This is a genomic window from Streptomyces sp. NPDC023838 (genome assembly GCF_040639555.1).
Lineage (GTDB): Bacteria > Actinomycetota > Actinomycetes > Streptomycetales > Streptomycetaceae > Streptomyces.
This window is the reverse complement of sequence record NZ_JBFAAD010000022.1, coordinates 48,065-62,642: the sequence shown is the minus strand read 5'-3', so window position 1 is coordinate 62,642 and position 14,578 is coordinate 48,065. Positions and strand designations below refer to the sequence as shown.

Annotated in this window: 11 protein-coding genes; 7 read left to right on the top strand and 4 right to left on the bottom strand. The window is 73.7% G+C overall.

Features of this window, described 5'->3' with window-relative positions; translation table 11 throughout:
- The 5 genes from AB0G17_RS24750 to AB0G17_RS24730 are packed head-to-tail and all read left to right on the top strand — an operon-like array spanning position 1 to position 7,936.
- Positions 1-4,446, top strand: coding sequence for a beta-ketoacyl synthase N-terminal-like domain-containing protein (locus AB0G17_RS24750; protein WP_361386762.1), 4,446 nt, complete (start codon positions 1-3; stop codon positions 4,444-4,446).
- Entirely contained in the window at positions 4,443-4,796 is a 354-nt protein-coding gene (locus AB0G17_RS24745; RefSeq protein WP_361386759.1) for a phosphopantetheine-binding protein, read from the top strand. Before AB0G17_RS24750 ends, AB0G17_RS24745 begins: the two co-directional genes overlap by 4 nt.
- On the top strand, positions 4,787-5,644 hold the full coding sequence (locus tag AB0G17_RS24740; protein WP_361386756.1) for an alpha/beta hydrolase: 858 nt from the start codon (positions 4,787-4,789) through the stop codon (positions 5,642-5,644). Before AB0G17_RS24745 ends, AB0G17_RS24740 begins: the two co-directional genes overlap by 10 nt.
- A complete protein-coding gene (locus tag AB0G17_RS24735) occupies positions 5,641-6,891 on the top strand; it encodes a glycosyltransferase (RefSeq protein WP_361386753.1) in 1,251 nt (416 codons plus the stop codon). The genes AB0G17_RS24740 and AB0G17_RS24735 overlap by 4 nt, the downstream gene beginning before the upstream one ends.
- Positions 6,878-7,936 (top strand): class I SAM-dependent methyltransferase, encoded by a 1,059-nt coding sequence (locus AB0G17_RS24730; protein WP_361386750.1) that lies wholly within the window; start codon positions 6,878-6,880, stop codon positions 7,934-7,936. Before AB0G17_RS24735 ends, AB0G17_RS24730 begins: the two co-directional genes overlap by 14 nt.
- A 9-nt stretch (positions 7,937-7,945) precedes the next feature.
- On the opposite strand, the gene AB0G17_RS24725 is transcribed toward AB0G17_RS24730, so the two are convergent.
- Entirely contained in the window at positions 7,946-9,016 is a 1,071-nt protein-coding gene (locus AB0G17_RS24725) for an ATP-dependent DNA ligase (protein ID WP_361386747.1), read from the bottom strand.
- Between the two features lie 64 nt (positions 9,017-9,080).
- Between AB0G17_RS24725 and ligD the strand changes: the two genes are divergently transcribed.
- Positions 9,081-10,106 (top strand): non-homologous end-joining DNA ligase, encoded by a 1,026-nt coding sequence (gene ligD, locus AB0G17_RS24720; RefSeq protein ID WP_361386744.1) that lies wholly within the window; start codon positions 9,081-9,083, stop codon positions 10,104-10,106.
- Between the two features lie 18 nt (positions 10,107-10,124).
- Here the strand turns inward: ligD and AB0G17_RS24715 are convergent, their stop codons facing one another.
- Entirely contained in the window at positions 10,125-10,874 is a 750-nt protein-coding gene (locus AB0G17_RS24715; RefSeq protein ID WP_361386741.1) for an IclR family transcriptional regulator, read from the bottom strand.
- Positions 10,875-11,142: 268 nt separating this feature from the next.
- Between AB0G17_RS24715 and AB0G17_RS24710 the strand changes: the two genes are divergently transcribed.
- Entirely contained in the window at positions 11,143-11,409 is a 267-nt protein-coding gene (locus AB0G17_RS24710; protein WP_361386911.1) for a WhiB family transcriptional regulator, read from the top strand.
- A gap of 303 nt (positions 11,410-11,712) precedes the next feature.
- On the opposite strand, the gene AB0G17_RS24705 is transcribed toward AB0G17_RS24710, so the two are convergent.
- Positions 11,713-12,687: an acyl-ACP desaturase gene (locus AB0G17_RS24705; protein ID WP_361386738.1), complete on the bottom strand. Its 975-nt coding sequence runs from the start codon at positions 12,685-12,687 to the stop codon at positions 11,713-11,715.
- 175 nt (positions 12,688-12,862) lie between these two features.
- Positions 12,863-14,506 (bottom strand): ABC-F family ATP-binding cassette domain-containing protein, encoded by a 1,644-nt coding sequence (locus AB0G17_RS24700; protein ID WP_361386735.1) that lies wholly within the window; start codon positions 14,504-14,506, stop codon positions 12,863-12,865.
- Between the last annotated feature and the right edge of the window lie 72 nt (positions 14,507-14,578).

Genomic DNA, 14,578 nt, shown 5'->3' with positions numbered 1-14,578 from the left:
ATGACCGACGACAGGCACACCGTGGGGGAGCCTCAAGTCCCCGTCGCCATCGTCGGCATGGCCGTCCTGCTGCCCGGCGCCAAGGATCTGGACGCGTACTGGCGCAACCTCGTCGACGGGGTGGACGCCGTACGGGAGGTGCCGGAGGACCGCTGGGACCCGGTCTACTACCGGCCCGGCGATCCGGGCGGCGCCGCCGACCGGATCTACTGCCGGCGCGGCGGCTTCGTGGACGGCCTCGCCGAGGTCGACGCCGCCCGCTTCGGCATCATGCCGAGATCGGTCGCGGGCACCGAGCCCGACCAGCTGATCGCGCTCTCGGTCGCGGCCCGGGCGATCGCGGACGCGGGCGGTGAGGAGCGGCTGCCCGAGCGCGGCCGGATCGGGGTGGTCCTCGGCCGGGGCGGATACCTCAACCCGGGCCTCGCCCGCCTCGACCAACGGGTGCGCACCGCCCATCAGTTGACGCGCACCCTGGGCGAGCTGCTGCCGCACCTCGCCCCGGACCAGCTCGACCGGGTACGGGCCGCCTTCACCGAGACGCTGGGGCCCGAGCACCCCGAGTCGGCCATCGGGCTCGTCCCCAACCTGGCGGCGTCCCGCATCGCCAACCGGCTCGATCTGCGGGGCCCGGCGTACACCGTGGACGCGGCCTGCGCCTCCTCGCTGATCGCGGTCGACCAGGCGGTGGGCGAACTGGCCTCGGGCCGCTGCGACCTGATGCTCGCGGGCGCGGTCCACCACTGCCACGACATCACGCTGTGGAGCGTCTTCGCCCAGTTGCGCGCCCTCTCGCCGAGCCAGCGCAGCCGCCCCTTCCACGCGGCGGCCGACGGCATCCTCATCGGCGAGGGCACCGGCGTCGTCGTCCTCAAGCGCCTCGCGGACGCCGAACGTGACGGCGACCGGGTGTACGCGGTGATCCGGGGCACCGGCGTCGCGGGCGACGGCCGCGCCGCCGGGCTGATGAACCCCGACCCGGGTGGCCAGACCCGAGCGGTCCGGCAGGCCTGGCGAGCGGCGGGCCTCGACCCGCGCGCCCCCGGCTCCCTCGGCCTCCTAGAGGCGCACGGCACCGGCACCCCGGCGGGCGACGCGGCCGAACTGGCCACGCTGGCCGAGGTGTTCGGGCCGGGAGAGGGCAGCGCGCCCGCGCCCGTCATCGGCTCGGTGAAGTCGATGATCGGTCACTGCATGCCCGCGGCGGGCGTCGCTGGACTGGTGAAGGCGGCTCTCGCCGTGCACCACGCGACGCTGCTGCCCACCCTGCACTGCGACGATCCGCACCCCGCCCTCGCCGGCACCCGGTTCCGCCCGACGGCCGTCGCCCGTCCGTGGGAGGGTCCGCTGCGCCGGGCCGCCGTCAACGCGTTCGGCTTCGGTGGGATCAACGCCCATGTGGTGCTTGAGCAGGCGCCGGGCGCCGTGGCCGCCCCGAGCCGAGCGGCCGTGCGCGAACCGGAACGGGTGCTCCGCCTGAGCGCCGACACGGCCGAGGGCCTGGCACGGCTCCTGGACGCGGACGACGCGACGGTACGGGAGCGGGGCGCGGCCTCCCCCCACGAGCCGGGCACGCCGGCCGCCGCCCGCCTCGGCATCGTCGATCCGACCGCGAAACGGCTGGCGGTCGCCCGTCGCGCGGTGGCCCAGGGCCGGCCCTGGCGCGGGCGCGGCGACGTGTGGTTCGCCCCGCGTCCGCTGCTCGGGACGGCGGGCGGAGGCAAGGTGGCGTTCGTCTTCCCCGGTCTGGAGGCCGAGTTCGCCCCCCGCGTGGACGAGGTGGCCGAACACTACGGGCTGCGGCTGCCGGGCCGTGCGTACACCGAGGCGACCGACGTCGCCCGGCACGGGCTCGGCGTGCTCCGCGTCGGCCGGGTCCTCGATCACGCCCTGCGCGCACTCGGCGTCCAGCCCGACGGGGTCGCCGGACACAGCGTCGGGGAGTGGACGGCGATGATCGCGGGCGGCATGTTCGCGGCCGGCAAGGCCGACGACTTCTTCGCCTCCTTCGATCCCGACTCACTGCGGGTGCCGGGCCTGGCGTTCGCGGCGATCGGAGCCCCGGCGGACCGGGTCGGCGAGGCCCTCACCGACTGGCCGGATCTCGTCCTCTCGCACGACAACTCGCCCAGCCAGTCGATGGTGTGCGGCCCGGAACAACCGGTCGAGGAGTTCGCGGCGAAGCTCCGGGCCGAGCGCGTGATCTGCCAGGTGCTCCCGTTCCGCTCCGGCTTCCACACACCGATGCTCGCCCCGTATCTGGGCCCCATGAGGCGGGGTGTGGACGCGGCGGAGATCCTCCCGCAGCGGGTCCCGGTCTGGTCCGGCACCACGGCGGGCCCGTTCCCGGCCGACCCCGACGAGGTGCGCGCCCTGTTCGTCCGCCACCTTCTGGAACCGGTACGGTTCCGGCCACTCGTCGACGCCATGTACGCGGCGGGCTTCCGCGCCTTCGTCCAGGTGGGCACGGGCCGTCTGACGTCGTTGATCGACGACACCCTCAAGGCCCGCGACCACCTGACGCTCTCCGCCAACTCGCCCCGGCGCGGCGGCCTCGCGCAGCTGCTGCGGGTGGAGACGGGCCTGTGGGCGGAGGGGTACGAGCTCTCGCCCACCCGGCCGGACGGGCCGCGCGCCTTCGCCGCGCCGGTCCCGCTCGACCTCGGGGCCGCGCTGGTGCCTCTTGATCCCCACCGCCTGGACGAGTTACGTGCCGAGCTGCGCCCCCGTAACGGATCGGCGCACCAAACACCCACCTCCGCAGGCCTGTTGAGCGACTCCCTCACCCGGCGCCACCCCGTCGCCGCGGAGCTCGACGCGCTGCTGCGGGAGACGGCGGACAGCGTCGCGGCCGTACTGGAGGCGGCGGACGCGCCCGACACGGCCGCCCCACCCCCGCCCGGCGAGCACGAACACCGCACGCGGCTGCGCGTCTCCACCGCCGCCATGCCCTACCTCCTCGACCACTGCTTCTTCCCGCAGCGGCCCGGCTGGCCCGAGCCCGCAGACCGGCATCCCGTCGTCCCCGCCACCACCGTCCTGCACCACCTGATGGCCGCCGCCGAGCGGGCCGCGCCCGGGCAGCGGGCCGTCGCCGTGGCGGACGTGCGGCTGGAGAAGTGGGTCAACGCCATCCCGGCCGTGGACGTGACGATCACGGCCCGGCCGCTGGGCGCCGGCCGGTGGGCCCTGGCGTTCGGGCCGTACGCCCGCGCGACCGTCCACCTCGCCCCCGGCTACCCGGCCACGCCGCCCACCCCGCCCCTGGACGCGGCCGACGAGCGCCCGCCCGGCATCGCGGCGGCCCAGCTGTACGAGGACCGGTGGATGTTCCACGGGCCCGCCTTCCAGGGCGTCAGCGCGCTGCGCGGGATCGGGCCCGGCCACGTCCGGGGCACGATCACCACGCCGTCCGCGCCGGGCGGGCTCCTCGACAACGTGGGCCAACTCCTCGGCTACTGGCTGATGTCCACCCACCCCACCCGGACCGTGATCTTCCCCGTCGCCCTGGAGCGGGCCCGCTTCCACGGGCCGCCCCCGCCCACCGGCACCCCCGTCGACTGCCACGCCGTCATCACCTCGCTCACCGAGGACACCCTCCTCGCCGACGTCCGGCTCACCCTGCCCGACGGAACGGTGTGGGCGGAGCTCTCCGGCTGGCGCGACCGCCGGTTCTCCGGGCTCGACGCGCGCAGGTCCGGCGGCTACCCGGAACACCTCGCCCTCGCCGAGGCACGGCCCGGCGGCTGGTGCCTGCTGCGGGACGTGTGGCCGGACCCCGCCTCCCGCGACCTGCTGATGCGCATGCAACTGGGCCGGGCCGAGCGGGAGGCGTACGAGACGAAGCCGCCGCGCGGGCGGCGGCAGTGGCTGCTCGGCCGGATCGCCGCCAAGGACGCGGTGCGGCGGTGGCTGTGGGAGCGGGGCGAGGGCGCGGTGTTCCCGGCCGAGATCGAGATCGTGAACGAGGAGTCGGGGCGGCCCCGCGCCGTGGGGATGCACGGCCGCTCGCTCCCGGCGCTCGACCTGTCCCTCGCCCACCGGGGCGATCTGGCCGTCGCTCTCGTACGCCCCGCGCGCCCCGGCCCGTACCCGAACGGCGTCGGGATCGACGTCGAAGAGATCGCGGACCGCACCCCCGAGACCCATCGCGTCGCCCTCGGCCACCGCGAACTCGCCCTTCTGGCCCGGCTCGTGGCCGGATCCGGTGAGTCCGAGGCCCTCTGGTTCACCCGGTTCTGGACGGCCAAGGAGGCCGCCGCCAAGGCGGAGGGCACCGGATTCGCGGGGCGGCCGCACGCCTTCGAGGTGACCGAGGCGGCCCCCGACTCCCTCGCCGTCACCGTTGGCGGCCGCCGCCACCACGTCCACTGCACGCTCGTCGACCCCACCCATGTCGTGGCCTGGACCACGTCTGCGACGACCCTCAAGGAGAACACCCAGTGACCACCAGCGAACGGCCGCCCGCCCCCGTCCCGCTCGCCCCGCCCGACGAGGAGCAGGTCCTGGCCGAGATCGCCGGGCTGATCGTGGAGGTGCTCGGGGAGTACGCCCCCGACCCCGCCGACATCCGCCCCGAGACCCTGTTCGGCGACGATCTGGAGCTGGAGAGCATCGACCTCGTCATGCTGTCCGGACACCTCCAGGAGCGGTACGGCGAACAGGTCAACTTCGCCGAGTTCGTGGCCTCTCTGGAGATCGACGAGGTCATCGCGCTCTCCGTGGGACGGCTCGTCGACCATGTCCTGCACAGCCTCGGCACGGCCCCGGAAGCGGGAGCCGCTCCATGGTCATGATCCGCGCGAACGGTCTCGGCCTGCACGTCCAGCGGCTGCGCCCGCCCCACCGGCAGCCCTACGCCACCGTGGTGTTCGTCCACGGCGCCTTCATCGACAGCCTCGCCAGCTACTACTTCACCCTCGGCCCCAAGTTCGCCGAGGCCGGGTTCGACGCCGTCATGTACGACCTGCGGGGACACGGCCGCAGCGAACGCCCGCCCAGCGGCTACGCCCTGGAGCACTTCACCGCCGATCTCGACGCACTCCTCGACGAACTGGGCATCGCCGACCCCGTCCACCTCGTCGGCAACTCCTTCGGCGGCACGGTCGCCCTCGACTTCGTCGTCCACCGGCCCGATCGCGTCGCCACCGTCACCGTGGTCGAGTCGGGGCCCGCCAGCCGGGCCTGGTCGCACACGATGACGTCCGCCCTGCGCCACGCCGGGGACATGGGGGACGACGAGGCGCTGGTGTGGTTCACCGAGCAGTACGGGACGCTCTCCTCGACCCGGACCGGCGACGCCCGCCACGACGCGCACATCCGCCGCCTCGGCCGGGCCGCCGCCCGGCTCGTACGCTCCACCACCATCGCCGAGGACATGCCCACCGGACGGGTGCTCACCGACGAACAGCTCGGCGGGGTGCGCTGCCCGGTGCTGCTGGTCAACGGGCAGGAGGGGCTGGTGGCGGCCGAGTCCGCCCGGCTGCGGTCGCTGCTGCCGCACTGCCGGGTCGCGGTGGTGCCGGGGCAGAAGCACTCGGTCCTGGTCGAGGCCTCCGACGCGGTCGGGCGGCTCGCCCTGGACTGGGTCCGCGAGCACGCCGGAGCCGCGCCCGAGCCCAGTGGACCGGGGCCGGTCCGGTGAGCCGCTTCCTGTTCGTGGTGCCGCCGCTGACCGGGCACATCAACCCGGCGGCCGCCGTCGCCGCCGAGCTGACCGCGCGCGGCCACGAGGTGGCGTGGGCGGGGCGGCCCGCGATCGTCGAACGGCTGGTGGGGGAGCGGCCCCGGGTGTACGGGTGCGCCGGGCCCGACCACCTCGCGGGACGGCCGCCGCAGCTGCGCGGAGTGGCGGCTCTGAAGTTCCTGTGGGCCGACTTCCTCGGCCCGCTCGCCGAGGCGATGGCGCCCGGGGCGGCGGCGGCGATCACCGACTTCCGGCCGGACGTGGTGGTGGCCGACCAGCAGACCGTGGCGGGCGCCCTGGTCGCGGAGCGGCTCGGCGTGCCCTTCGCGACCTCGTCGACCACCTCGGCCGAGCTCACCGACAGCATGGCCGGAATGCCGGGCGTGCACAGCTGGCTCAACGGGCTGCTCCGGGAGCTGAGACAGCGCATCGGAGACCCGGCCGCCACGCATGACCCGCGCTTCTCCCCGCTGCTCACCCTCGCCTTCACCACCCCCGAGCTGACCGGCCCGTACACCACTCCGGAGACGGACCTGCGCTTCGTCGGACCGGCGCTGGCCGCCCGGCGTTCCGCGTCCGGGGACTTCCCCTGGCAGTGGCTGGACCTGGCGCCGGGGACGGCGGCGGTCCTGATCACGCTGGGCACGGCCAACACCGACGCGGGCGGCCGCTTCCTCGCCGAGAGCGTCGCGGCGGTCCGCGCCCGCACCGGGCGGCTGCGGGCCGTGGTCTGCGACCCCGGCGGGCTGCTCGGGGAGGTGCCGCCCGGGCCCGACGTGCTGGTCAGGGCCGAGCTGCCACAAGTCGCCCTCCTGGAGCGGATGTCGGCGGTCGTCTGCCACGCGGGGCACAACACCGTCACCGAGGCGCTGTGGCACGGGGTGCCGCTGGTGGTCGCCCCGATCCGGGACGACCAGCCGGTCGTGGCGTCCCAAGTGGTCGGCGCCGGGGCCGGGGTGAGGGTGAAGTTCGCGCGGGCGGGGCGCGAGCAGATCGGCGCGGCACTGGACGCGGTGGTGACCGGGCCGGGCTACCGGGAGGCGGCCCGCCGAGTCCGGGACGCCTTCCGCGCCGCCGGCGGCGAGTCGGCCGCCGCCACGCACCTGGAAAAGCTCGCCGCCGCCGTCGCGGGACCACCCCGACAGAGCCCCCACAGCCCAACCGACCGAGCCCCCACAGAGAGGGACGCACATGCCCGACAGTGAACGGATCGCCCAGCTCCGCCTGTCGTACCAGGACGAACTGGCCCGTGGCACGGGCCGCTTCTTCCTGCCGGCACGCACCGACTGCCCCTGGTGCCTGGGCTCGGACCTGCGCCGCGCGTTCCGCACCACGGACCTCATCCAGGGCAAGCCGGGCGAGTTCGTCCTCGACCAGTGCCGGGGCTGCGGCCACATCTTCCAGAACCCGCGGCTGAGCCAGGAGGGCCTGGACTTCTACTACCGGGACTTCTACGACGGCCTCGGCGCGGAGACGACCGCCAAGATGTTCGAGGGCAACGGCAGCAAGAAGCGCTTCCGGCGCAGCGCCCGGGCCCTGCGCCGGGTCGCCCACCCCGGCCGGTGGCTGGACGTCGGCACCTCGCTGGGCCACTTCTGCGCCACGGCCAAGGAGGTGCTGCCGGATACCGCCTTCGACGGCCTCGACATGGGCGAGGGCGTCGAGCTCGCGGCGAAGGAGGGCCGGGTCCAGGAGGCGTACCGGGGGCTGTTCGTGGACCTCGCCGACGAGATGGCGGGCCGCTACGACGCCGTCAGCATGTTCCACTACCTGGAGCACACCCCCGACCCGCACCGCGAACTCGCCGCCGCCCACAAGGCGCTGGCGCCCGGCGGCCATCTGCTGATCGAGGTCCCCGACCCCGAGTCGCTGTCGGGGCGGCTGCTCGGCCGGCTCTGGCTGCCCTGGTTCCAGCCCCAGCACCTGAACATGGTCCCGATGGGCAACCTGTGCCGACGGCTGCGCGAGCTCGGCTTCACCATCGAGGTGGCCGAGCGGCGCGACGCCCACATTCCCGCCGACCTGGTGTGCGCCACCTGGTTCCTGTTCGACCGGCTGCTGCCGCGCGACGACGCGCCCTGGCTGGCGCGCCGCCCGGGCCGCGCCGCACGGGCCCTCCGGTCCGCGCTGGTGTGGACGTTCCTGCCGGTGCTGATCGCGGTGTACGGGCTCGACCAGCTGCTCAACCCGCTGGCGCGGCGGACCCGGTTCTCCAACGCGTACCGGGTGATCGCCCGCCGCGACGGGTGAGGACGCCGGTCACCCGCCCGACAGCACCTGTGCCAGGTCGTAGCGGACCGGTTCCTCCAGCTGGGTGTACGTACAGCTGTCGGGGGACCGGTCCGGGCGCCAGCGGCGGAACTGGGCGGTGTGCCGGAAGCGGTCGCCCTCCATGTGGTCGTAGGCCACCTCGCACACCCGCTCCGGCCGCAGCGCCACCCACGACAGGTCCTTCTTGCCGGTCCAGCGGCTCTGTGCGCCCGGCAGCCGGGCGCTCTCGTGGGCGGCCTCGTCCAGCCAGGCGGCCCAGGGGTGCCCGCCGCCCACCGGGTTCTCCATCAGGAGCGGCGCCAGCTCCTCGACGAGCTCGGCCCGCCGTTTCATCGGGAAGGCCGCGCAGACGCCGACGTGCTGAAGGCCGCCGGAGCCGTCGTACAGGCCGAGCAGCAGCGATCCGACGACCGGGCCGCTCTTGTGGAAGCGGTAGCCCGCCACCACCACGTCGGCCGTGCGCTCGTGCTTGATCTTGTACATCAGCCGGGCGTCCGGGCGGTAGCGCAGGTCGAGCGGCTTGGCCACCACCCCGTCGAGACCGGCGCCCTCGTACCGCTCGAACCACTCCTGAGCCTCTTCGACGTCCGTGGTGGCGGGGGCCAGGTGGACCGGCGCCGTGACCCCCTCCAGGGCTCCGGCCAGGGCCGCGCGGCGTTCGCTCAGCGGGGTCTCCAGCAGCGAGGCGTCGTCGAGCGCCAGCAGATCGAAGACGATGAAGCTGGCCGGGGTCTGCTCGGCCAGCATGTTCACCCGGGAGGCGGCCGGGTGGATGCGCTCGGTGAGCCGGTCGAAGTCGAGGCGGTCCCCGTGGACGATGACGATCTCGCCGTCCACCACGCAGCGCCGTGGCAGCCGCTCCTTGAGGGCCTGAGCGAGCTCGGGGAAGTAGCGGGTCAGCGGCTTGCCGTTGCGGCTGCCGATGACGATCTCGTCGCCGTCGCGGTGCACGATCGCACGGAAGCCGTCCCACTTCGCCTCGTACTGCATTCCGGGCGGAATCCTGGCGACCGACTTGGCGAGCATCGGCTTCATGGGCGGCATCACCGGCAGATCCATGCCATTGATTCTCGTCGGACTGTGCCGATATGCGCCATTTGCGGCTCACGCCTACCGTGGCCGCATGGGCACGAGCAAGGGCGAGGCCGTCGAGCTGGACGTGGCCGGACGGGCCGTCCGGCTCTCCAACCCGAACAAGGTGTACTTCCCGGAGCGCGGCTACACCAAGCTGGACGTGGCCACGTACTACCTGGCCGTCGCCGACGGGATCACCCGCGCCCTGCGCGACCGCCCGACCACTCTGGAGCGCTACCCCGACGGCGTCGACGGCGAGTCCTTCTTCCAGAAGCGGGCCCCCAAGAACCTGCCCGACTGGATCCCGACCGCCCGTATCTCCTTCCCCAGCGGCCGCCACGCCGACGAGATCTGCCCCACCGAGCCCGCCGCCGTCCTGTGGGCCGCCAACCTGGGGTGCCTCACCTTCCACCCCTGGCCGGTCCGGCGGGAGGCCACCGACCACCCCGACGAACTCCGCATCGACCTGGACCCCCAGCCCGGCACCGGCTTCGACGACGCGGTCCCGGTCGCCCACGAACTGCGCGCCCTGCTCGACGAGTCGGGCATCCGGGGCTGGCCCAAGACATCCGGCGGCCGGGGCATCCACGTCTTCGTCCCGATCGAGCCCCGCTGGACCTTCACCGAGGTGCGCCGCTGCGCCATCGCCATCGGGCGCGAGCTGGAGCGGCGCATGGCGGGGAAGGTCACCACCGCGTGGTGGAAGGAGGAGCGCGGCGAGCGGATCTTCGTCGACTACAACCAGACGGCCCGCGACCGCACCATCGCCTCCGCCTACTCGGTCCGCCCCAAGCCGCGCGCCACGGTCTCCGCGCCCCTGCGCTGGGACGAGCTCGACGACGTCCACCCCGAGGACTTCGACCTCAAGACCATGCCCACGCGGTACGCCGAGCTGGGCGACGTCCACGCGGACATGCAGGACCACGCCTTCGGCCTGGAGCCGCTCCTCGAACTGGCCGCCCGCGACGAGCACGACCACGAGCTGGGCGACATGCCGTACCCGCCGGACTACCCCAAGATGCCGGGGGAGCCGAAGCGGGTACAGCCGAGCCGCGCGAAGAAGGAGGCGCCCTAGGGCCTGTCCGACGGGGCGTCACGAAGCGGGCGGGCGGCGTTCGGTCGGGGGCAGCAGCAGTACCTCAAGGGCCTGGGCGCACGCGCGCGCCTGTGCCAGGAACCAGGCGCCGCGCTCGTCCGTCATCACCGCGGGCGCGGCCCGCAGCGAGAGGGCGAAGCGGGCGTGGCCGGTGCGGTCGAGGACCGGCACGGCGAGGGTGCGCGTCCCGTACGCGGCGCCGTACGCGCCCGTGGAGGCCGTCTCGCTGTCCTCGCGCGCGAAGCCTTTGGCCCGTACGTCCGCCAACTCCTCGTCCAGAGCCGTCGGTTCGTCCGGCCGGGGCCAGGCGAGCAGCACCCGGCCCGGCGCGGTCGAGCGCAGCGGCCGGCGCAGCCCCGCCATCGGGGGCACCGGGCCGCCCGCGACGATCACCGCGTACGGGCCGCTGCGCAGCGCGAGATCGGCGGCGGCGCCGGTCCGCGTGGCCAGGTCGGCCAGCTCCGGGGCGGCCAGGTGCAGCCCGCGCTGGTGGTACGAGAGGCGGCCGAGCTCGGTCATGGCGGGGCCGAGCCGGTAGCGCGCGGTCCGTACGTCCTGCTCCAGGAAGCCCGCCCCGACGAGCGTGCGGGCCAGCCGGTGCGCGGTGGAGACGGGTAACCCCAGGCGCCGGGAGAGATCGGACGCGCTGAGGTCGGGGCCGTTGTCGTGGAAGGAGTGCAGCACCTCCAGGGCGCGCTGCACGGCCTGCGCGCCGGTCGGGGTGCGCACCGTGGTGGCCTCGGTCATATCGGCTCCCTACGGGTCGTGATCGACGAAGGGCTCCACACTACGGCCGGGTGTTCTGGTAGCTCAGGGCAACGGCGAAGGCGGCCGGAACCGGTCCCGGCACGGGTCTCCGGTGGCGGATCCCCGCCCCGGACCGGGCTTTTCGGCGCCCCGGCAGCCGTAACCAGCCAAAGACCGCGCCGCGCGAGGAGACCGGTTGACGCAAGCGGCGGGGGGCGTTCAACGATCATTGACCGGACGTTGATCCGGCATGGCCAGCATGGATGTCATGTCGATCAACACCACCACCGCCGGGCAGGAACTCGCCTGGCAGGAGACCGCGTTGTGCGCCCAGGCGGGGCCCGAGTTCTTCTTCCCCGCGCCCGGGAGCTCGACGCGGGAGGCCAAGCAGCTCTGCGGCAGCTGTGAGGGGCGCCAGGCCTGCCTGGAGTACGCGCTCGCGAACGACGAGCGGTTCGGCGTCTGGGGCGGCCTCTCCGAGCAGGAGAGACTCCAGCTCCAGCGCAGCCGCGCGCTCCGACGCGGCCGGGGCTGACCGACCGAACCACGAACCCGGCTGCCTCAGGAACGGCCGGGTTCCGCCGGCGGACGCGCGTGCCCGTTTCGGGGGCGGGCCGCGCGTCCGCACTCCGGCACGTCCGGCCCCGGCGGGCCATGCTGGGCGGGCTGGACGCGGGGCAGGGGGCCCGGTGGGTTCGGAGAGTCCGGCGGGTGGCGGCCCAAGGGCCGTGGACGCGCCGTACGGTGAACGCCGGGCCCGCGGGGCCGTGCGCCCCGGGCCGGGCCCCGGCCGTCAGGCCATGCCCCGACCCGGGCTCCCGACCCGCCCCCGGAGCCGTCAGGCCTTGCCGCGGGCCACCATCCGGGCCTTGCGGGCGGCGAGCTTCTCGTCGAACTTGCTCGCCTCGGAGTCCAGCCCGCCCATGTACAGGCCGAGCTCCTCCTGGGCCTTGAGGCCCTCCGGGCCGAGCCCGTCGATCTCCAGGACCCGGAGGTAGCGCAGCACGGGCTGGAGCACGTCGTCGTGGTGGATGCGCAGGTTGTAGATCTCGCCGATCGCCATCTGCGCGGCGGCCCGCTCGAAGCCGGGCATGCCGTGGCCGGGCATCCGGAAGCCGACGACCACGTCGCGTACCGCCTGCATGGTCAGGTCGGGGGCGAGCTCGAAGGCCGCGCCGAGCAGGTTGCGGTAGAAGACCATGTGCAGGTTCTCGTCGGTCGCGATCCGCGCCAGCATGCGGTCGCAGACCGGGTCGCCCGACTGGTGGCCGGTGTTGCGGTGGGAGATGCGGGTGGCGAGCTCCTGGAAGGCCACGTACGCCACCGAGTGCAGCATCGAGTGGCGGTTGTCGGACTCGAAGCCCTCCGCCATGTGCGCCATACGGAACCGCTCCAGCTGGTCCGGGTCCACGGCGCGCGAGGCGAGCAGGTAGTCGCGCATCACGATGCCGTGACGGCCCTCCTCGGCGGTCCAGCGGTGCACCCAGGTGCCCCAGGCGCCGTCGCGCCCGAAGAGGCTCGCGATCTCGTGGTGGTAGCTCGGCAGGTTGTCCTCGGTGAGGAGGTTCACCACGAGCGCGATCTTGCCTATGTCCGTGACCTTGGACTGCTGCGGCTCCCACGCCTCGCCGTCCTCGAAGAGGCCGGGGAAGTTGCGCGCGTCCGACCACGGCACGTAGTCGTGCGGCATCCAGTCCTTGGCCACCTTCAGGTGGCGGTTGAGCTCCTTCTCGACGACCTCTTCCAACGCGTACAGCAGCCGGGCGTCGGTCCACACGTCCGAACTGCCGAGGTGGGGAGAGGTGATCGTCACGAGGGTGCTCCAGGGGGACGGGGAAGGGGGACGGGTACCTACGCCTACGTAGGTTACGAGACCGTAGGTTAAGCGCGCAGTAAGCCCCGAGCCAAGCCCCGTCCTCCTCCTGATCGACTACCCTCCGTTATTAGTCCAAGTCATAGCGGGTCACGAAGCGACAAGTCAGACATCCTCACCGGCTGTCCTGCCGCACCTCCTCGGCCGTGGTGTCGCGCAGCTCACCGTCGAGCAGCAGCCAGCGGGTGACCCCGATCGACTCCAGGAACGGCACGTCGTGGCTGGCCACGATCAGCGCCCCCTCGAACGCGGCCAGCGCGTCGGTCAGCCGCCGCACGCTCGCCATGTCCAGGTTGTTCGTCGGCTCGTCCAGCATCAGCAGCCGCGGCGCGGGCTCCGCGAGCAGCAGCGCCGCCAGCGAGGCGCGGAAGCGCTCGCCGCCCGAGAGGGTCCCGGCCGGGCGGTCGGCCCGGCTCCCCTTGAACAGGAAGCGGGCGAGCCGCGCCCGGATCGCGTTGCCGGTGGCGCCGGGCGCGTACAGCGCCACGTTCTCCACCACGCTCAGCTCGTCGTCGAGGACGTCGAGGCGCTGCGGCAGGAACCGCAGCGGCACGTGCGCCACCGCCTCGCCCTCCGCCGGTGCGAGCTGCCCGGCCAGCGCCCGCAGCAGGGTCGTCTTGCCGGCCCCATTGCGGCCGACGAGCGCGATCCGCTCCGGCCCGTGGATCTCCAGATTGCCCAACGCCCGCTCCGCGTAGGGGAGTCGGAGGTCACGCAGGGTCAGTACGGTCTGGCCCGGGTGGACCTTGGTGTGCGGGAGCTCGACGCGGATCTCGTCGTCGTCCCGCACCGCGTCGACGGCCTCGTTGAGCCGGTCCCGGGCCTGGGCGAGTCGCTCGGTGTGGAGGATGCGGTGCTTGCCCGCCGACACCTGCGCCTCGCTCCTGCGGCCATTGGCGACGATCTTCGGCACCCGCTTGTTCTCATAGCTCTTCTGGGCGAACCGCTGCCGCCGGGCCAACTTGACGTGAGCGTCGGCGAGTTCACGCTTCTGCCGCTGGACATCGGCCTCGGCGGTCCGCACCATCCGCTCGGCCGCCTCCTGCTCCACGGCCAGCGCTTCCTCGTACGCCGAGAAGTTGCCCCCGTACCAGGAGACCTCGCCGTCGCGCAGATCCGCGATCTGGTCGACCAGGTCGAGGAGTTCACGGTCGTGGCTGACCACGACCATCACGCCGGGCCAGGCCGTGACCGCGTCGTAGAGGCGCCGACGGGCGTGCAGATCCAGGTTGTTGGTCGGCTCGTCGAGCAGCAGGACATCGGGGCGGGCCAGCAGCAGCGCGGCCAGCCGCAGCAGCACCGACTCGCCGCCGGAGAGCTCCCCGATGGTCCGGTCGAGACCGACGGCGTCGAGGCCGAGCTGACCGAGCGCGGCCCGGGCCCGCTCCTCCACGTCCCAGTCGTCGCCGACCGCCGTGAAGTGCTCCTCGCGGGCGTCGCCCGCCTCGATGGCGTGCAGCGCGGCCCGCACCCGGTCGATGCCGAGGGCCTCGTCGACCCGCATGCCGGTGGCCAGGGTCAGGTTCTGCGGCAGATAGCCGATCTCGCCCGCCGTGGCGATCCGGCCGCCGGACGGGGTGAGTTCACCGGCGAGCAGGCGCAACAGCGTTGACTTTCCCGAGCCGTTGAGCCCGATCAGCCCGGTGCGTCCGGGCCCGACGGCCAGGTGGAATCCGTCGAACACCGAGGTGCCGTCGGGCCAGGCGAAGGAGAGGTCGGAGCAGCTGATGTGCGTCGAGGACGCGGAGTAAGTAGACATACGGGTCTCCCGGTTGCGGGGAAGGGCAGGGGCAACGGGAACTGAGACACCGGTGTCAGGGCAGCAGGAGAA